This window comes from Ruegeria sp. D1(2025) (assembly GCF_056536425.1).
Genome location: NZ_JBQFPO010000001.1, coordinates 971,450 through 990,424, shown reverse-complemented (window position 1 = coordinate 990,424; position 18,975 = coordinate 971,450). Strand labels below are relative to the sequence as shown.

Sequence of the window (18,975 nt, the reverse complement as noted above, 5' to 3'; positions counted from 1 at the left end):
TGTCGATTTGATGAACGTTTGGTGCTGTTTTCGGCTGAGTGCAGATCTTATGGATCTGGTGGCTGCTTGGGATTCTTTTGGCACCCAATCCCTTTCAAAGGCGAGTGCGAAGGTGCATCAGTTTGTTCGGGATTGCCGGTTTGCTCGATTCCCGTCTCGCCCCGTTCTGCGTGCTTGTGTAAGACAGTGGGCAATTCAGATTGGGAACGGCTTGAATGTCACAGACCATTACCATCTTTACGACGATGAAAAACGAAGGCCCCTATATGCTTGAATGGGTGGCTTTTCATCGGAGTCTGGGCATCGACCACTTCGTGATATTCACCAACGATTGTGAGGACGGTACTGACGAAATGGCCCGCAGGTTGCAGGATCTGGGGCTTGCGACACATGTGTCGAACGAGGTGAAAGAAGGGGGAAACCCTCAGCACCAGATGTTGCGGCGGGCGCGGCGCCAGCCCAAAGTCAAGGAGTCTGACTGGTTATTGTGCCTGGATGTCGATGAGTTCTGGAACATCCGTTGCGGCGATAACAGCTTTGGCTCTCTGATTTCCCAGGTGGAACATCGCGCGGGGCAGCCAGTGGATGCAATCTCGTTCGCGTGGAAGCTGTTTGGCAGCGCCGGAAACATCAGCTTTGAAGACCGGCCCGTGACCGAGGCGTTTGTGATGGCGGATGTGGAATTCCCGTATCACTCCAGCCGAGCTTTCGGCTTGAAGACGCTGTTTCGCAATAACGGAAAATTCACCCGGTTCGGTCCACACAGACCAAAAGGCATCGAAGAAGGAAAAGAGGGCGACGTTGCCTGGTCGGATGCCAGCGGCAATCTGTTCCCTGCGGCAAAGGTCGGCTGGCGAGCCTGGCGAAACTTCGATCACAGCTTTGGTCGGATTCACCACTACTCGGTCCGGTCGATGGACGGGTTTCTGATCAAGCGTGACCGCGGGAGAACCAATCACATCAAGGTGGATCAGGGGCAATCCTACTGGATGGATATGAATGCCAACAAAGAGATGGACCAGTCCATCCTGCCGGCGGCCCGCCGCGCCGCGCCCTTGCTGGCCGAGTTGAAGGCGGATGAGGAATTGGCCCGCCTGCACGAACAGGCTTGCAATTGGCACACGGCGAAAGTTCAGGAAATCAAAATGCGCAAGGACTGGGTGGACTTCCGGTCCTGGCTTGCGGACAATCTTGTTTGAGCATCATGACCGACCTGTCCAAAGAGCAACTGAAACCCGAGCACCCTGACCGCAAGACAGGGTACGAACGCATCCTGACCGACCCCGCACCGCCATGGTTTGTGGAACTGTATCCGGGCGGAGAAGGCAGGGGCTTTCTGCAGAAACTTGAACGCCACGCGTTTCTGTTTCATCAACGTTCGGCCTCTCGCCTAATTGTAAGCTTTGACAACATTGCCAACGCCAACGACCTGTCTTTTGCGCGCGAACCATGGGGCTGGAAGTTTTTCAGGGACGAAGGGTGGTCTCATCTTGGGGTGTTTGCCCGGACCAAGGCCTGGTATCGCGACACGGAAATCATTTCGTATCTGGAAGGAAAGGCCCGCGAAGGTTTTTTTGCCCAGTTCGATCAGGTGGTTTTTGCCGGTGCATCCATGGGGGGCTACGGCGCGCTGGCGTTTTCCGCTTTGGTGCCGGGGTCAACGGTGATTGCCTTCAACCCGCAGACAACGTTAGACGAACGGCTGGTGCCATGGGAAACCCGATACCGGTTCGGTCGGGTTCAGGACTGGGATCTGCCGCTCAGCGATACTGCCGAAACCATCAAAACCGCCAAACGGGTTTATGTGGCTTTTGATCCGTTTTTCGATCTTGACCGGCAGCAGGCGGCGCGCTTGCAGGGGGGAAATGTCATCCCGCTGAAGACCTGGTGTTCAAACCATTTCGCGGCCCCGATGCTGCGAAAGCTCGATTTGCTCAAGCCGGTTATGCTGGGTGCGATGGACGGCTCGCTTGAGGCCGCAGATTTTTTTCGGATGATCCGGGCGCGCAAGCGATTGCCGGTCTACATGAACAGACTGGAAGAGATGAGCCGTGACCGGCATCCGAAACTGGCACACGCAGCACGTCAGAGGTTTCGTGCCCTTCGCAGACAAGCGGCTGCCGACACTGCCCAGGCAACCTCATGACCCCAGGCAGGGGGGTCTTCATCGGTCAACGCAAGGACAGGATGGGCGCGCGCCTGTTGATGTTGTTGACATGTATCCGCCTGGCCGAGGATTTCGATACTGATTATCGGGTGAACTGGTTCCCGCAAGGCGCGGATGCACCCGAGTTGGAACATCCACAAGAACTGTTTTCCCAAGCGTGGATGGCGGACCATTTCCTGGATACCGACGCGTTCGAGGCGCTGTCACAAAATGCCCAACCGATCTGGAAATTTCAGAACGATAAGACACCGGACCGGCTGATCAAGCATCTGGATGCCGGGCGTGCGGTTCTGGTCGAGGAGGGGTTCCAGATTCTGACGTTCCCCTGGGAAGACATTGAAACGATCCGCCCCCGCTATCGAGAGTTCATTCACCGGATCGGCTTCACCGACGAAATCCGCGCCATCATGGACCGTGCGGACCAGGCGTTGTCGGGGAAGGGGGTGTCAGCCTACCATATCCGCCGGGGCGACATTCTGAATGGGTTGCCGTGGAAACACTCAACCTGGCCTGCGAAGATTGAGACCGAAGAACTTTACGAAGCGCATTTGGACAAGTTCGCCGACAATCCGACGATCATGTTTTCGGATCAGCCGGAGCTGATCACCCGGTTTCAGAAGCGCTATCCGCAACTGATGCGGATGTCGGACATTGCAGATCTGTCAGAGATGACCCGGGCCAAGCGCGATTTTCTGGAGCTTTATGCACTGTCCCGGGCGGATCAGGTAATTGCCCCCCCCGTATCGGCATTTTCGATGGCGGCGGCCAGGCTTTCCGGGCAAGAGAACAAGATGTTTCGCGATGTTTTGTCCCCGCAGGAAATAAGTGAGGCCAACGAAAAGACAGTGGATCGGCTGCGCAAGGGTGCGGACGGATTTATCAACGCGTCAGAGGCTGCACATATCTATGCCAAGGCGACGTTCCACTTGTTCTCGCTCCAGGCTGAAGACCGGGCAGAAGAGTCACGCCAGTTTGCGGAGTCCTTGCTTGAAGCCGGGGCGGACAACGCGTTCTTGCCGTTGTTGAATGCGCTGAACTACTTTTACCTGCGCCGCTGGAAAGAGGCTCTGAGGCTGACAGAACAAGCCTTGGCAAATCCCCATATCTGGCCCGAGGATCACGCCGTTGCCTGCGCATTGCAGGCCGCAATTCTGGGCAGTCAGAAAAAGCGGTGGCTTGCAGCACAGGCTTTCACTCGGGCCTTCTGGGCAAAACCGTTGAGGCCCGACGTCATCATATTTGGTTCGCGACTGGTGTTTCGGGATCAGGTTTCTTATCGGGCGATGCCGCCTGTGGACTGGACCATTCAAAAAGCGGTCCGCCGATCCTGGTTCAACTTCAATGCCCATGTCGCTCAGCGTCGGGTATTATCACGCCTTCCCTGCAACTTTGATGTGATCTTGCTGGACTGGAGCGATCTCGCACTCGACCAAAAGGCGCGCCGGCTGAACTCGAGCAGGGACAGGTTGGTTATGTTGCAGGATTGGCTGGGCAACATGCAAAACCTGTCGGAGAAGATGCAGGTGCCGCTGGATAGCCCGGAGTACCAGAGCTTTTCTACAATCCTTCGGTTTCGGCTGGATGATCTACCGTTGGAAAAAGCAATAGATGTTTCCCGGAACGTATCAAGCCTTCGCCCTGAAAACACGCTGTATCTCAAACGTTTGGCCGAGCTGTACGAGGCGGATGGTGATTATTCTCAGGCGCGGCTCAAGATGGCTGAGGCTGTTGGAAATGATCCGGGAAATCCATTTCTGGTGTTTGCCATGGGCGGCTTGCTGGAACGGATCGGCGCGTCCGAGCAGGGGCAAAACCAGATCCTCGAGGCGGCAGATCTGGATGACAATACAGCGGCGATTCAGGGGGCGGCCGGTCAGTTGTTGCTGAGGCGGGGGGACAAGAAAAAAGCCGCCGGATATCTACGCAAGGCAAGGGACCTCTGCCCGCCATACAAGCGGTTCGCCAATCAACTGAAACGAACAGAAACCTGACCGGGAGGGAAGGCAACAGCGTTTGGGCGGCTTGAAGGCAGGTTCAAATATGTGAAAACTCGTGTAGGACTAACAGGTGATGTATCCGCCGAAACCGGGACAATAAAACCAACAAAGGGCAGTCAGTCATGAAGGAACAGGACCCACGCTTTGTCAGCGTGACCCCGATGAAGAACGAAGGGCCGTTTGTTCTGGAATGGGTGGCGCATAACCGGGCCATTGGTGTCGATCATCAGGTGGTTATGACCAATGACTGTACCGACGGGACGGACGCTTTGCTGCAAAGGTTGGACGAGCGTGGAATTCTGACCCATGTCGACAACAATTCACGCCGGAAGACCAGCCCGCAGAAACGGGCCTATAACACGTTTCTGAAAATGGAAGTTGCCCGCCCGCAAGACTGGGTTGTCGTGATCGACGCGGATGAACAGATCGTGGTCAAGACCGGAGATCACACCCTGCGCGCCCTGACCGAGGCAATTCCGGACGCCCGCACGATTTCGATGACATGGCGGTTGTTCGGAAATGCGGGTGTTGTGCGTTACGAGGATCGGTTCCTGTCGGATCAATTCAGACAGGCCGCGCGTGAAATGACCATCCGGCCGTTTCAGGCGTGGGGATTCAAGACCATGTTTCAGCGCGAACTCTGGGACGGGTTGGGGGTTCACCGGCCCAAGCGCCCGACAGTCGAAACCATGGCGGAATGCCACTGGTACAACGGATCGGGTCAGTTGATGCCCGATCGGTATTACGAAAGAAGCTGGCGCTCCGCCCGCGATTCCGTCGGGTACGAGTTCGTTCAGGTCAACCATTACGCGCTGAAGTCCTGCGAAAGCTATCTGGTCAAGAAGATGCGCGGTCGCGCTCATCATCTGGGCGAAAGCCTGGGGATGGAATACTGGAACATGATGAACCAGAATGCCGAGGCGGACAGCGCGATCGACGTCGTCGCTGACCGCAAACGCGAATTCTATTACGACATGCTTTCTGACCCTGAAACCGCCCGACTGCATCACCTGACCTGTGATCTTCACCGTCAGCAAATCGCGCAGCTGCGGGAAGTCCCCGAGATGCAGGATCTGATGCAGCAGATGACTGACGGTGCCGTAGCCGGGAAGGTGTGATGACGGTTCTTTTTCAGGTTTGCGGAGGCGCCTGATGCTTTGGCTTCATATCGGGATGCCCAAGACCGGCACAACCGCCTTGCAGGGTTTTGTTCGCACGAACGGCGGAATGCTGGAAAAGGCCGGGCTGCGATACATGGAAACCGGTCGCCGGCGCCACGAAAACAGCCGGCTGACGATCAGCCACAATATCATCGCATTCCACATTAACCAGACGCAGCAGCCGACAGATGCGTTCCGCGAAGCCATGGCTCTGGAATACGAGGCGCACAAGGATAAAACCTGCCTGGTCTCGTCCGAGATGCTTTATTCGGTAGATCTGGACCGGCTGGCGCAGATTTTTTCCGATATTCCGGCTCGGCAGATGCGCATTACCTTCTACTGTCGGCGATATTCCGACTTTTGGGAGGCGGACTATAAGCAGCGGGCAAAGAATGGTCGCTTGCCCGCTGGCGGAACGCAATACATCCGCGCTCGTCTGGACGAGATCGCCGAAAACCCCGAGCGGCTGAGTTACAGCGCCATGCTGACCCGAATCCGAAGCGCGTTTCCCGGCGTGACGGTCGCGCCTTTCTTGTATGATCGGTCTGTAATGGCCAACGGGAATGTCGTGGACGATTTCATGTCACGCATTGGTGTCACGCTTCCCAAGGGTAGCACGGCAAATCTGCCGTCCAATCCTTCACAGTCCCGCGCGGCAAGCGAGGCTTTCGGGATTCTGGCCCGGTCCATCGGACGCCAGCGAACCCGACAACTGCGGCGGCTCGTTGTCGACGATCCGGTAATGATCCGGCGAAATGACGTGCTGGAACCGAAAGAGCGTTTGTGGCTGGACGAACATCTGGCCGCGCAGGACACTGATTTTCAGCAGGAATTTTTCCCGGATCGCGATCAGTTGTTCCCGCCCGTGCAACTGAGTGACGCCGATTTACAGTTCCGCCGCGACTCGTCCGAAGAATATGAAGCACTGCGGTTGGCGTCAGAGATTGTTTTCCGAATGGCGCTTGAAGAGTGATCGCGCCTATTCGACAACGATTTCCTGCCTCTGCCGCCCGGTTGTCTTGTCGAATATCAATATCCGGTTGTCATCCGTTACAACCGCGTACCAGTTGTTTCCGATGGTCACGGCCTGCGCTTTGGCGCCGTCCGGCAGTTCGATCTGGTCGGGCAGGGTGGGGGTGCGGTCCGATAGCCGGATGACAATCAGCGCGAATGTCACTAGAACCCCGCCAATCATCACCACGGTCAACAACATGACCATGCGCCGCAGCAGCTTAAGCTGGGGCGTTTCCTGCGGTTCTTGGGGTTCGGAAGGGACAGTCATGGGCACCCGGCAGATTGAGTTTCAGATCGCGGCCGCTCCGCCGCCACGTCTTGATAAGGCGCTTGCGCGGGATGTGCCAGCGGAAGAAAACCTGTCCCGTACACGTCTGGGGCGTCTAATCGACGAGGGGGCGGTGCAGGTCGATGGTGTCGTGGTGGCCGATCCCAAGGCAAAAGTCACGGAAGGCGCGCAGGTCGTTGTAACCGTTGCCCAAGCCGAAGACAGTCATATCGGCCCCGAAGACATCCCGCTGGACATCATCTACGAGGACGCTGATCTGGTCGTGATCAACAAACCCGCGGGCATGGTCGTTCACCCGGCACCGGGTTCGCCCAGCGGCACGTTGGTGAACGCGCTTCTGTTTCATTGCGGCACGGATCTGTCCGGCGTCGGCGGTGTCAGGCGTCCGGGCATTGTGCATCGCATCGATAAGGAAACCAGCGGGTTGCTGGTCGTCGCCAAATCGGATGCGGCGCATCACGGTCTGGCGGCGCAGTTCGAAGCGCACAGTGTCGAGCGCTATTATCGCGCGATCTGTTACGGAGTGCCGGACGCCAACGATCCACGCCTGCGCGGCGTCAAAGGTGTCAGTTTCGAACCGGGCAATGTCATGCGCCTGACCACGCAACTGGCCCGGCACAAGACGGACCGGCAAAAGCAGGCCGTGTACTTTCACGGTGGCCGCCACGCTGTCACGCGCGCCCGGGTCGTCGAAACATTTGGCGCGCCCGCGTCTCTGTCCATGGTCGAGTGCTGGTTGGAAACCGGTCGTACACATCAGATTCGCGTGCATATGGCACATGCGGGCCACGGGCTGGTCGGCGATCCGGTCTATGGCGGTAAGCGCAAACTGGCCACTCGCGCGTTTGATCCGGCGACGGCCGAAGCTGTCCGCGCCTTCCCGCGTCAGGCGCTGCATGCCGCGGTTTTGGGGTTTGAACACCCGGTCAGTGGCGAAAACCTGCGGTTCGAAGCCGCCTTGCCGAATGATATGGAAAGCCTGATAGAAAGGCTGCGCGCGCCGATGACACAATAAGCAAACCCCTGTGAGTAAGAGTTTCTTATCTTTCCTTTATCAAAGTTTAATCTCAAACTGTTAGCAGCACCTCTTGAATGGGCAGGGTTCCTTACCCATATCCTATGTTAAATACTTAAACATTTGTCGGAGGGACATGAAACATGGCAAATTACGCAAATCTCCCCGCGCCGACGCCCGAGGGCGGCCTGAACCGCTATATGCAGGAAATTCGCAAGTTTCCCCTGCTTGAGCCGGAAGAAGAATACATGCTGGCCAAGCGCTGGGTGGAAGAACAGGATACCGAGTCGGCGCATAAGATGGTGACATCGCATCTGCGTCTGGCGGCCAAGATCGCCATGGGCTATCGCGGCTATGGCCTACCGCAGGCCGAGGTGATTTCCGAGGCGAATGTGGGCCTTATGCAGGCCGTGAAACGTTTTGATCCGGAAAAAGGATTCCGTCTGGCGACCTATGCGATGTGGTGGATCCGCGCCTCGATCCAGGAATATATCCTGCGGTCCTGGTCGCTGGTGAAACTGGGCACCACCTCGGCGCAGAAAAAGCTGTTTTTCAACCTGCGCAAGGCGAAGGCCCGCATTGGTGCGCTGGAAGAAGGCGACCTGCGTCCTGAAAATGTTGCGCAGATCGCCAACGATCTGGGGGTGACCGAGGAGGAAGTCATCAGCATGAACCGCCGCATGTCCGGTGGGGATGCCTCGCTGAATGCGACCGTGGGGTCCGAAGGCGAAGGTACCATGCAGTGGCAGGACTGGCTTGAGGATGAAGATGCCGACCAGGCCGGTGACTACGAAGCCCGCGACGAGTTGGAAGCGCGCCGCGAGTTGCTGAGCGCTGCGCTGGACGTGCTGAATGATCGTGAGAAGGACATCTTGACCCAGCGACGCTTGATGGATCAGGCCGTGACTCTGGAAGAGTTAAGCACACAGTACAATGTCAGCCGCGAACGCATTCGCCAGATCGAAGTCCGGGCGTTTGAGAAGCTGCAGAAAAAGATGCGCGAGCTGGCCCGTGAAAAGGGCATGCTTGGAAACAGCTACAGCTGACCGGACAGCCTTAGCGGACCGGCCGGAATTTTCCGGCCGGTTTTTTCGTGCCCGCGCTGCAGGCCCCGGTTTCGAATTCTGCAGCTTAGAAAATGGCTGGATTTGCCTGACTTGGGTGTGATTCACTGCTAAAGGTACACCGACACAGGCTGAACCCAGCCTTGCGACGAGGCTGCAACATTTCAGCAGGACAGTATTCGGAGTTCACGATGCAAAAGCCGGTTCAATGGGGCATTCTGGGTGCCGCCAAATTCGCACGACAGTTTATGGCACCTGCCATTCATGCCGCAGACGGGGCAAGACTGTCGGGGCTGGCAACCTCAGACCCTGCCAAAGCTGAGCCGTTTCAGCAGTTCTGCCCGGATCTGGCGGTCTATGACAGCTACGATGCGCTTCTCTCGGATCCTGAGATTGACGCGGTATACATCCCGCTGCCCAATCACCTGCATGTCGAATGGAGCCTGAAAGCCCTTGATGCCGGAAAACATGTGCTGTGCGAAAAGCCGATGACCATGAAGGGCGAAGAATTCGACGCCCTGATCGGAAAACGGAATCAGACCGGTTTGTTAGCAGCCGAAGCTTATATGATCGTGCACCACCCTCAGTGGCAGTTCACGAAAAGGCTGATTGCCGACGGGGCGATCGGAAAGCTGGCACATGTGACCGGGGCCTTCAGCTTTGACAACCGGGAGGACACGACGAACATCCGTAATCGCGCGGAAACGGGGGGTGGCGGATTACGGGACATTGGCGTCTACGTTATCGGCGGCGCACGTTTTGCGACCGGGCAAGAGCCTGTCTCGGTACAATCGGCAATTCGCTGGCAGGACGGTATCGACACGTTTACGGAAATCCGGGCGCAATTCCCTGACTTTACTTATTCCAGCTATGTTTCGATCCGCATGCACCCGCATCAGGAGATGGTGTTTCATGGCGAAGGCGGCGTGATCCGGCTGACAGCGCCATTCAACGCCCGGGTCTTTGGCGAGGCCCGTGTCGAATTGCATCGCCCGGGGCTGGAAGTGCAGGTCACGCGTTTCCCGGCGGATGATCACTACAAACTCCAGGTCGAAGCGTTCTGCCGGTCTGTTCGGGAAGGGGCTGACTACCCATGCCCGCTTGAGTTCTCGCGGGGAACGCAAGAAATGATCGATCAGGTTTTCAGTCTGGCCGTACCGCTCTGATCCGACCACTTGCCTACCATGGCGAGCCTCGGTTAGCCTGTTGGGTACCTATTCAGGAGGTGCCCTATGGCAGGCGGTTGGGCGCGCGATGGCGCGGTAAGTGAACAGATTGAGGCGTCAATTTCCGATGAGCTGGCACGGATGCAGGCGCAAAAACGCCCTTTTGGTGAAAGTCTGACCCATTGTGCTGAATGCGAAGAGCCAATTCCCGAGAAACGGCGCAATGCGATCCCGGGGGTGAAACTGTGCCTGGACTGTCAGCAGGAACGTGACGGGGCGTTCAAAGCCCGCAGCGGCATCAATCGGCGCGGGTCGAAGGACAGTCAGCTTAAGTAAGCCCCAGCGGAGCGGCCCCTTGCAAGACAACTCTGCCAAGCACGTATCCCTCCTGCAAAACGGTCTGGTCCTTGGCTTTTTGGCTGCGTTCTTGTGGGGCACACACAGCGTTATCGTTCGCTATCTGACCAGTGATCTGGGTGGAATGCAGATCGCCACGACGCGATTGTTCATCGCCGCGTTCGCAATCTACTGCATGTTGCGTGCGATGGGGGCGTCAGTTTCGATCCGGTTTGGGGATTGGAATTTCCGTCTGGCTGTATTGTCGACGGTGGTGAACTACATTCTGTTCCACATCGGATTGGAACATACCGGTGCGGCCAACGCGATGGTGCTGGAAAACACAGCGCCCTTCTTCGTTCTGGTGTTTCTCTACTTTTTCGCGGACACACCAGTTGGCCGGACCGAAGTTCTCGCGACGGTATTGGCGATCTTTGGCGTGTTTCTGACGGTCTACCAGGATTTCGAAGGTGGCGGAGAGCCTCTGCTTGGCGATGTGATGGAAATCGGTGCTGGCCTAAGCTGGGCCGTGTTCCTGATTTCCAGCAGCCGGGCTATGAGAGCCTCTGAATCCACGCCCGAACGTTTGAATTTCCTGTTTGGGATATTCATCTGTTCAGGCGTTATTCTGTTGCCGCTTTCCCTGTTCGGAATTCAGATGCCGACAATAAACGATGTTGTTTTTCTGGTACTTCTTGGTGTGTTGCCAACGGCGTTGGCTTACTACCTTTGGTACGAAGCGGCAGCGCGGGTTTCGACCCTCACCGCCACTTTGATGTTCGCCGCTTCTGTGGTGTTCACCTTCATCAACTCAGCACTGTTTCTGGGGGCGGCCATCACACCGCTGGCTGCAATAGGCGCTGCGCTGATCGTCCTGGCCATATTCCTCACGACCAAATCAAATGAGAAAGACTAAGGAAACCTAGCGAGATTTGCGACGCCATCGCCGATACAGATTGATGTCCATTGCCGCCACCATGATTCCCAACGGGATCATCCAGAAGCCCAGAATGGGAAGAAACCCAAGAACACCGCCGAGTATCAGCAAGATGCCCACGATGATTCGCCAGCCACGTGGCACGGTTCGGCGAATTCGGTTCATTGCAGGGCGCAGGCGCGCCTTCAAAGCGGCCCAACGCCCTGTGGATTGGGTGCTCACCCCTCCATCGCCTCAAGTTCGTCAATGAAACCAGAGATCATGGACAGGCCCTTGTCCCAGAACTTGGGATCGCTGGCATCGAGGCCAAACGGGGCAAGCAGTTCCTTGTGATGTTTTGATCCGCCGGCACGCAGCATCTCGAAATACTTGTCCTCGAACCCTTCCGAGCCGCTGGCGTAAACGGAATAAAGAGCATTCACCAAACCGTCGCCGAACGCATAGGCATAGACGTAGAACGGTGAGTGGACGAAGTGTGGGATATAGGCCCAGAAGGTCTCGTACCCATCCATGAATTCGAACGCGGGCCCAAGGCTTTCGGCCTGAACGCTCATCCAAAGGGCGTTGATGTCGTCCGGTGTCAGTTCGCCCTCGCGGCGGGCGGCGTGCAGTTTGCATTCGAAGTCGTAGAAGGCGATCTGGCGGACGACGGTGTTGATCATGTCCTCGACCTTACCGGCCAGCAGCACCTTGCGCTGTTCTGGCGTTTCGGCCTGATCCAGCATCTTGCGGAAGGTCAGCATCTCGCCGAACACCGAAGCGGTCTCGGCCAGGGTCAGAGGTGTTGACGAAAGCATTTCGCCCTGACCTGCGGCCAGCACCTGATGTACGCCATGGCCCAGTTCATGCGCCAGTGTCATCACGTCGCGCGGTTTGCCCAGATAGTTGAGCATCACGTAAGGATGCACGTCGGTGACTGTTGGGTGGGCAAAGGCGCCGGGGGCTTTGCCCGGTTTCACGGCGGCATCGATCCAGCCTTTTGAGAAGAACGGTGCTGCAATCTCACCCATGCGCGGGTCAAACGCGTTGTAAGCGTCCATCACCGTTTTCTCGGCATCGGCCCAGTTCACGGTGCGCGTGTCTTCCATCGGCAGGGGTGCGTTGCGGTCCCAAACCTGCATCACGTCCAGACCCAGCCACTTGCGTTTCAGTTCGTAGTAGCGGTGGCTCAGCTTGGGATAGGCGGCGACCACCGCTTCGCGAAGGGCATCGACAACCTCGGGCTCGACATCGTTCGACAGGTGGCGCCCGGTTTGCGCGGTGGGCATTTTGCGCCAGCGGTCGACGATTTCCTTTTCCTTGGCCTGCGTGTTGTGAACCCGGGCGAAGGTTTTGACATTCTCCTGAAACACCGAAGCCAGTTCCCGTGCCGCAGCCTCGCGTTTGTTGCGGTCCTGTTCGGTCAGCAGGTTCAGGGTGCCTTCGATATTCAGCTCTTCGCCATCCACGGTGAATGTGAGGCCGGCAATCGTCTCGTCAAACAAGCGCTCCCATGCGTCTCCGACAACGCCCAGATCGTGCAGGAATCTTTCCAGCTCGTCGGACAGCTGATAGGGCTTCATCGCGCGAATTCGGCGGAAAACCGGCTCGTAACGCGCCAGATCCGGGTTTTCATCAAAATGGGCACGCAGCACGGTGTCATCGATGCGGTTGATTTCCAGCGTGAAGAATACCAGCGGTGTCGTAAAGATTGTTATCTTTTCCTGCATGTCCGACAGGAACTTGGCCCGCTCGGCATCCGTGGTCAGCTGATAGTAGCGCAGACCGGCAAAGGACATGATGCGGCCGGCAATTGCATTGATCTTTTCGTTACGATGCACGCATTGCAGCAGCTCACCCGCATCCAGATCAGCCAGTTTGCCTTCGTAGTCCGAGGCAAAGGAAGCGCACTCTTCCTCCAACCAGTCAAGATCACGGCCAATCTCGGGGGCGTCTTCCGCTTTGTACAGATCACTCAGATCCCATTCCGGCAAGTTGCCAAGATTGTCGCCCCCGCCGACAGCGTTTGCGTCACGGACGGGAAAGGGAAGGTCGCGCATGGATCACCTCGATGTTCTGCTTTCGGAAACATCTAGGCGCGGGCGGCAGGGATCACAAGCGGCCAGAGTGACGGATCGGCCATTAACTTTGCAAAGCCGCATTATGTGCGGCGTTTGGCTGGCTCGCCCTGAAATGCGCGGCAAGTTGATCAAAGACCGGTCCCCGAACTTCGGGTGATTCCATCATGACCTCATGTTCGCCCTCGGGAACTTCAATCAGCTTGCCTTTGGGCCAGTTGGCCATTCGGGCCCTGATGGCATCACGATCCACGATCCGTTCGTTTCCGCCCAGATACGTCAGGCATGGTACATCCGGCGCAGGCTGTTTCATCAGCCAATCACATTCCGTCAGCGACTCGCGCAGCCAGATTGTCGACGGCGCCCCAAGCGCCATTTCCGGATGCGCAGCCAGTTGATCCTGCATCATCCGGTACATATCCAGATCGCGGGTCAGCATATTGTCTTCGAAGGGTTGAATGGTGACATAGCTGTCCAATGTCGTGGTCGGAGGTGTTTTCTCGCCCAGTCCGAATTTCGGCCCCCAATAGGCCGTCATCCAGCTGATCGGCCGCATGATTGTGGAAAAGTAAATGCCCCACATTGGCCCGGTGAAGGCACAGGCCGCAAAGCAGTTCTGCTCGATAATCGCCCGCAACGCTATGGCACCGCCCATTGAATGGCCGATCACGTACCAGGGCTTTGGCAGTTTCAGGTCTGTTACCATTTGCAGAACGGCGCGGACGTCCTTCTGGTAATCCGGAAATTTCGCGACATGTCCGATCCGGGGGTCTTCCAGAAGGCGATCCGCCAGTCCCTGACCGCGCCAGTCTATCGCCAGGAAGGCAAAGTGCCGTTTTGTGAACTCTCCGGCCGCGTTTCCGTATTTTTCTATATATTCCGTGCGTCCCGGAAACATCAGCACAGTGCCATTTGCACTGTCTTCAGGCACCCAATGCGCGACACGGATGCGTTTGGCATCCGAAGTTTCCAGCCAATGGGCCTTGCCACCGGCAGGAGCGCCGGCCACAGCTTCAAACAAAGGGGCCGGCGAGAAGTCCATCAGGCCAGCACCGAGGCAAGTTTCATGGCAATCCCCATGTCTCCGTCCACGCTCAGCTTGCCGGACATGAACGCGCCGGTCGGGTTCAGGTCACCGCTGAGGATCTGCTCGAATGTATCAGCATCCGCGCTCAGGGTCACGTCGGCGTCTTCGTCGCTGACACGCGCGCCGTCTGCATCCAGAACGATCGAACCCAGATCTGCGATGGCGAATTTGGCCGAAGCATCAAAAGCCCCGCCCGCCAGTTTTTCATTCAGCGCGGCTGCGGCCTTTTCAAGAATCTCGCTCATGATCTTCCTCATTTTGTTTATGCGCCGAGAATGGACATCCCCGGTCGCAACGCTACACTGAACAATGTTATGAGCATTGCAAACCACAATCTCAAAGGTATCGTCGCGGCACTTGCAACACTGATGGTGTTTTCCACCATTGGTGCGGCCCAGCAAGCCGACTCCAAGGACGAATCCGTGCTGTTGGAGCAACTGGCACAGTCCACGCCCCGGCAGGCGATCAGCATTGACCGTCAGTTGCAGTCGCTCTGGTCGCAATCCGGCTCGGCCTCGGCCGATCTGTTGCTGGAACGCGGGCGCGAGGCGCTTGAGGACGGAGACGTCAAGGCGGCGATTGAACATCTGACGGCTTTAACCGACCATGCACCGCAGTTTGCCGAAGGCTGGCACGCCCGGGCATCGGCGTTTTTCGGTATCGAACGCTTTGGCATGGCGGCGGCTGATCTGGAACATGCCCTATCCTTGAACCCAAACCAATACGAGGCCATCTATGGCTTGGGTCTGATCTTCGAGATGCTGGATCAGCCGGAAAAAGCGTACGAGGCCTATTCCCGCGCTTTGTCTATACATCCCCATCACGAAGAAGTAACCAATGCCGTGAATCGTCTAAAGCCTCAGATCGAAGGCAAGGCGCTGTAAGGTCCGGGGCAGGGGGCAAAGGTGAACGGGTCATCCCGAATCGTGGCCGTTCTTGGCCCGACAAACACAGGTAAAACCCATTACGCGATCGAGCGGATGCTGGGACACAGGACTGGTGTGATCGGTCTTCCGCTGCGTCTGCTGGCGCGCGAGGTCTATGACAAGATCGTAGCCGTCCGTGGACCCTCCGTCGTGGCCCTAGTCACGGGCGAGGAACGGATCGTGCCACCGCGTGCGCAATATTGGGTCTGCACGGTCGAGGCGATGCCCGAAGGCATGGGCGCGGATTTTGTGGCCATTGATGAGATCCAGCTCTGCGCCGATCCCGAGCGTGGCCATGTGTTCACGGACCGCCTGCTGCGCGCACGCGGGACCAGTGAAACGCTGTTTCTAGGGTCAGATACGATGCGCGGTCCGATCGCGGCGCTGGTGCCCGAAGCACAGTTCACCCGCCGCGAGCGGCTGTCGCAGCTTGTCTACTCCGGCTCGAAAAAGATCAGCCGCATGACACCGCGCAGTGCCATCGTCGGGTTCTCGGTCGATAGCGTCTATGCGATCGCCGAACTTCTGCGCCGTCAAAAGGGTGGTGCAGCGGTAGTTATGGGGGCGCTCAGCCCGCGTACGCGCAACGCACAGGTTGAGCTATACCAGAATGGCGAGGTTGACTATCTGGTCGCCACTGATGCCATCGGAATGGGTTTGAACCTGGATGTGAATCATGTGGCGTTTTCGTCCCTGACCAAGTTCGACGGTCGTAGGATGCGACCTCTGGCGCCCAACGAACTTGCCCAGATCGCAGGCCGGGCAGGGCGCGGCATGTCCGACGGCACGTTCGGCGTAACGGGTGAGGCCCCGCCTTTAGATGATGGTGTGGCGCAGGCGATCATGGACAGCCGTTTCACGCCAATGAAAAAGCTGAACTGGCGGAACGCCGCCTTGCGGTTCGGCTCGATCGAGGCGCTGATCGACTCGCTTGAGGTCAGCCCAAACGACGAACACCTGATCAAGGCGCGGCCAGCGGATGATCTGAACGTGCTGAAATCTCTCTCGCAAGTGACCGAGGTCTCGGCGCGCGCCAGCGACGGTCCGTCGATCCGTTTGCTGTGGGATGTCTGCCGAATTCCAGACTTTCGTGGCATCAGTCATGCCGAGCACGCAAGTCTGCTTGAGGTGATCTACAACCACCTGCACGAGCGTGGAACGATCCCGGATGACTTTCTGGCGCGGCAAATCCGCCGGATCGACCGAACCGACGGAGATATTGATGCGCTGTCCAAAAGGTTGGCATATATTCGCACATGGACATATGTTGCGCAACGAAACGGTTGGGTACGTGACGAATCCCATTGGCGCGAGGAAACGCGCACTGTAGAAGACAGGCTGTCGGACGCTCTTCACGAACGTTTGACTCAAAGATTTGTGGACCGGCGCACATCCGTTTTATTGCGCCGGCTCAAACAGAAGGAGGCCCTTTTGGCCGAAGTAAATGACAAGGGTGAAGTGACCGTCGAAGGCGAATTCGTCGGTCGTCTGGAAGGGTTCCGGTTTATCCCGGACAAAAGCGCGCAAGGAACCGAGGCGAAAGCTCTGAAATCGGCGTCCCTGCAAGCTCTCGCGCCGCAATTCCATCTGCGTGCCGACCGCTTCTACAACGCGCCCGATACTGAAATTGATTACACGGATCAGGGCGGCCTGATGTGGGGCGAATACGCCGTTGGCAAACTGGTTGCCGGGGCGGAGCCTCTCAAGCCGGTCGTCGAGGTTTTTGTGGATGAGGCTGCGGGGCCGGATGTGGAGCAGAAGGTTCAGCGTCGTTTGCAGCACTTCATCGACCGCAAGGTCGCGGCGCTGTTTGAACCGCTGCTGAACCTGTCGCGCGACGAAGAACTGTCAGGCCTGGCCAAGGGGTTTGCCTTCCGAATGGTCGAAGCCTTGGGTGTGCTGCCCCGTGCCGGCGTCGCGCAAGAGGTTAAGGATCTGGATCAGGACGCCCGTGGCGCGCTGCGCAAGCACGGCATTCGGTTTGGCCAGTTCACAATCTTCATGCCGCTTCTGCTGAAACCCGCACCGACGCGTCTGCGACTGGTGTTGTGGGCCCTGTCCAGCGGATTGCAGGAGTTTCCCGAAGCGCCCCCTCCGGGTCTGGTCACCGTGCCTGTCGCCAAGGGCGCGCCCGAGGGGTACGACACGATGTGTGGATACAGGGATGCCGGCGAGCGTTCGATCCGTATCGACATGCTGGAGCGTCTGGCCGACATGCTGCGTGCAGAAGACAGCCGCGGCGGGTTCGAAGCCAAACCCGACATGCTCTCGATTACCGGTATGACGCTGGAACAGTTCGCTGACCTGATGCAGGGGCTGGGCTACAAGGCCGAGCGTGGCGAACGTGAAAAGGTCAAACCGGCGGCTGTCGAAACAGAACTGCCTTCGACAGATGCAGCCGAGCAACCTGTCGCCGAAGAAGTGTCCGCACCCCAAGAGGCAACCGAAGAGGTCGCAGCACCCGCCGAGGCGCCTGCCGAGGCCGCGACAAGCACCGAGGCGGCAGCCGAGGCACCGGCTTCGGATGAGCCGGAGGTCGAAGTATTCTACACGTTCACCTGGGGTCGTCAGCGGCAGCCGAACCGTGGCCCGCGCCGCGAGCAGGGGCAGGGCAAGGGCAAGCCGCGTGGCAAACCGCAGGAAGGCCGTGGAAAACCACACGGAAAGAAAGGCGGCAAGCCGCAAGGCTCCAAGACTTTCTCCTCCCGTCCTCCGAAAAAGGAAAAGGCGATCGATCCTGACAACCCGTTTGCAGCTGCGCTGATGGGTTTGAAGGACGGCAACTGACCCGAGATGGCCGAGGCCCGGCTGCGGATTGACAAATGGCTGTGGCAGGCGCGGTTCTTCAAGACCCGCAGCCTGGCTGCCAAGCAGGTCAGCGGCGGACACGTGCGGGTAAACGGAAACCGTGTGGTGAAACCGGCGCATTCGGTCGGCCCCGGCGACGTTCTGACGTTCGCTCAGGGGCGTATCGTGCGCGTCGTTCGTGTTGAAAAACTGGGCGAACGGCGGGGACCGGCACCCGAGGCGCAAACGCTGTACTCGGAGATGACCGAAAAGCAGAACGCACCACCGCGTAATCCGGGTTTTGAAGGAAAAGGTCGTCCAACCAAGAAAGATCGGCGCGCACTTGATCTTTCTCGACCTCCGGAATGCTGATCCTCACTTGAAGAGCAAGCCATACTGAATTAGCTAGACGCCCAAACCGCAAACGGGAACGCCGCTATGACCTATGTTGTCACCGAGAACTGCATCGCCTGCAAATACACCGACTGTGTCGAAGTGTGCCCGGTGGACTGTTTCTACGAGGGCGAGAACACACTGGTCATCCACCCCGATGAATGCATCGACTGCGGCGTGTGCGAACCGGAATGCCCCGCCGACGCCATTCGCCCCGATACCGAGCCGGGTATGGAAGAATGGGTCGAGTTCAACCGCAAATACTCCGAGCAGTGGCCGGTGATCGTGACCAAGAAAGATCCCCTGCCAGACGCGGAAGAACGTGATGGGGAAGAAGGCAAGATGGAGAAGTACTTCTCCGAAGCGCCGGGTGAGGGCGGTTAAACGATTCGTCCCGGAATCTGGTGGGAAACTGAAAAGATTGAGGGATATCCTTCTGATTCCCAAGCAGCTTTTCGGAATTTCCGCGGCGTAAGCTTTCAGATGCCACATTTTTGTGGTATACTACGTGCCTACATGATGATCGGGATTGGGGTTCGCTCCGTAAGTATGCTTGCTTTGGAGTTCTGAGTTTTCAACA

General features: G+C 57.7%; 19 protein-coding genes. 14 read left to right on the top strand and 5 right to left on the bottom strand.

Annotated elements, in window-relative coordinates; all coding sequences use genetic code 11:
• Positions 1 to 215: 215 nt before the first annotated feature.
• The 5 genes from ACR1XU_RS04985 (at position 216) to ACR1XU_RS04965 (ending at position 6,297) form a co-directional block, all read left to right on the top strand.
• Entirely contained in the window at positions 216 to 1,199 is a 984-nt protein-coding gene (locus ACR1XU_RS04985; RefSeq protein ID WP_480907778.1) for a glycosyltransferase family 2 protein, read from the top strand.
• Positions 1,196 to 2,146, top strand: coding sequence for a hypothetical protein (locus tag ACR1XU_RS04980; RefSeq protein ID WP_480915587.1), 951 nt, complete (start codon positions 1,196 to 1,198; stop codon positions 2,144 to 2,146). The genes ACR1XU_RS04985 and ACR1XU_RS04980 overlap by 4 nt, the downstream gene beginning before the upstream one ends.
• Positions 2,143 to 4,158, top strand: a complete 2,016-nt coding sequence (locus ACR1XU_RS04975) for a hypothetical protein (protein ID WP_480907776.1) — start codon at positions 2,143 to 2,145, stop codon at positions 4,156 to 4,158. The genes ACR1XU_RS04980 and ACR1XU_RS04975 overlap by 4 nt, the downstream gene beginning before the upstream one ends.
• A gap of 128 nt (positions 4,159 to 4,286) precedes the next feature.
• Complete coding sequence (locus tag ACR1XU_RS04970) at positions 4,287 to 5,282, top strand: glycosyltransferase family 2 protein (RefSeq protein WP_480907774.1); 996 nt, start codon at positions 4,287 to 4,289, stop codon at positions 5,280 to 5,282.
• Positions 5,283 to 5,316: 34 nt separating this feature from the next.
• Positions 5,317 to 6,297 (top strand): hypothetical protein, encoded by a 981-nt coding sequence (locus ACR1XU_RS04965; RefSeq protein WP_480907772.1) that lies wholly within the window; start codon positions 5,317 to 5,319, stop codon positions 6,295 to 6,297.
• Between the two features lie 6 nt (positions 6,298 to 6,303).
• Here the strand turns inward: ACR1XU_RS04965 and ACR1XU_RS04960 are convergent, their stop codons facing one another.
• Complete coding sequence (locus tag ACR1XU_RS04960; protein WP_170616105.1) at positions 6,304 to 6,606, bottom strand: DUF6476 family protein; 303 nt, start codon at positions 6,604 to 6,606, stop codon at positions 6,304 to 6,306.
• Here ACR1XU_RS04960 and ACR1XU_RS04955 point away from each other — a divergent pair.
• The 5 genes from ACR1XU_RS04955 (at position 6,605) to ACR1XU_RS04935 (ending at position 11,124) form a co-directional block, all read left to right on the top strand.
• Positions 6,605 to 7,642, top strand: coding sequence for an RluA family pseudouridine synthase (locus ACR1XU_RS04955; protein ID WP_480907770.1), 1,038 nt, complete (start codon positions 6,605 to 6,607; stop codon positions 7,640 to 7,642). The genes ACR1XU_RS04960 and ACR1XU_RS04955 overlap by 2 nt on opposite strands.
• Before the next feature lie 143 nt (positions 7,643 to 7,785).
• Positions 7,786 to 8,688, top strand: a complete 903-nt coding sequence (rpoH, locus tag ACR1XU_RS04950; protein WP_170616109.1) for an RNA polymerase sigma factor RpoH — start codon at positions 7,786 to 7,788, stop codon at positions 8,686 to 8,688.
• A 209-nt stretch (positions 8,689 to 8,897) separates the two neighbouring features.
• Positions 8,898 to 9,872: a Gfo/Idh/MocA family protein gene (locus ACR1XU_RS04945; RefSeq protein WP_480907768.1), complete on the top strand. Its 975-nt coding sequence runs from the start codon at positions 8,898 to 8,900 to the stop codon at positions 9,870 to 9,872.
• 66 nt (positions 9,873 to 9,938) lie between these two features.
• Positions 9,939 to 10,208 (top strand): DksA/TraR family C4-type zinc finger protein, encoded by a 270-nt coding sequence (locus ACR1XU_RS04940; protein ID WP_480907767.1) that lies wholly within the window; start codon positions 9,939 to 9,941, stop codon positions 10,206 to 10,208.
• Positions 10,209 to 10,227: 19 nt separating this feature from the next.
• Positions 10,228 to 11,124 (top strand): DMT family transporter, encoded by an 897-nt coding sequence (locus tag ACR1XU_RS04935; RefSeq protein ID WP_480907765.1) that lies wholly within the window; start codon positions 10,228 to 10,230, stop codon positions 11,122 to 11,124.
• A gap of 6 nt (positions 11,125 to 11,130) precedes the next feature.
• Here ACR1XU_RS04935 and ACR1XU_RS04930 read toward each other — a convergent pair whose 3' ends face one another.
• From ACR1XU_RS04930 to ACR1XU_RS04915, 4 genes are all read right to left on the bottom strand, one after another.
• On the bottom strand, positions 11,131 to 11,367 hold the full coding sequence (locus tag ACR1XU_RS04930; protein ID WP_321253511.1) for a hypothetical protein: 237 nt from the start codon (positions 11,365 to 11,367) through the stop codon (positions 11,131 to 11,133).
• The gene (locus tag ACR1XU_RS04925) at positions 11,364 to 13,184 is read right to left on the bottom strand and encodes a M3 family oligoendopeptidase (protein WP_480907763.1); all 1,821 of its coding nucleotides are present in this window, start codon (positions 13,182 to 13,184) and stop codon (positions 11,364 to 11,366) included. Before ACR1XU_RS04925 ends, ACR1XU_RS04930 begins: the two co-directional genes overlap by 4 nt.
• 82 nt (positions 13,185 to 13,266) lie before the next feature.
• Positions 13,267 to 14,244: an alpha/beta hydrolase gene (locus ACR1XU_RS04920; RefSeq protein WP_480907761.1), complete on the bottom strand. Its 978-nt coding sequence runs from the start codon at positions 14,242 to 14,244 to the stop codon at positions 13,267 to 13,269.
• A complete protein-coding gene (locus tag ACR1XU_RS04915; RefSeq protein ID WP_170616121.1) occupies positions 14,244 to 14,534 on the bottom strand; it encodes an SCP2 sterol-binding domain-containing protein in 291 nt (96 codons plus the stop codon). Before ACR1XU_RS04915 ends, ACR1XU_RS04920 begins: the two co-directional genes overlap by 1 nt.
• A gap of 69 nt (positions 14,535 to 14,603) precedes the next feature.
• On the opposite strand from ACR1XU_RS04915, the gene ACR1XU_RS04910 reads away from it, so the two are divergent.
• From ACR1XU_RS04910 to fdxA, 4 genes are all read left to right on the top strand, one after another.
• Positions 14,604 to 15,173: a tetratricopeptide repeat protein gene (locus ACR1XU_RS04910; RefSeq protein WP_480440189.1), complete on the top strand. Its 570-nt coding sequence runs from the start codon at positions 14,604 to 14,606 to the stop codon at positions 15,171 to 15,173.
• A 21-nt stretch (positions 15,174 to 15,194) separates the two neighbouring features.
• A complete protein-coding gene (locus ACR1XU_RS04905; protein WP_170806166.1) occupies positions 15,195 to 18,002 on the top strand; it encodes a DEAD/DEAH box helicase in 2,808 nt (935 codons plus the stop codon).
• Between the two features lie 6 nt (positions 18,003 to 18,008).
• Positions 18,009 to 18,374: an RNA-binding S4 domain-containing protein gene (locus ACR1XU_RS04900; protein ID WP_480907759.1), complete on the top strand. Its 366-nt coding sequence runs from the start codon at positions 18,009 to 18,011 to the stop codon at positions 18,372 to 18,374.
• Between the two features lie 66 nt (positions 18,375 to 18,440).
• Complete coding sequence (gene fdxA / locus ACR1XU_RS04895; protein WP_170616129.1) at positions 18,441 to 18,779, top strand: ferredoxin FdxA; 339 nt, start codon at positions 18,441 to 18,443, stop codon at positions 18,777 to 18,779.
• Positions 18,780 to 18,975 lie beyond the last annotated feature (196 nt).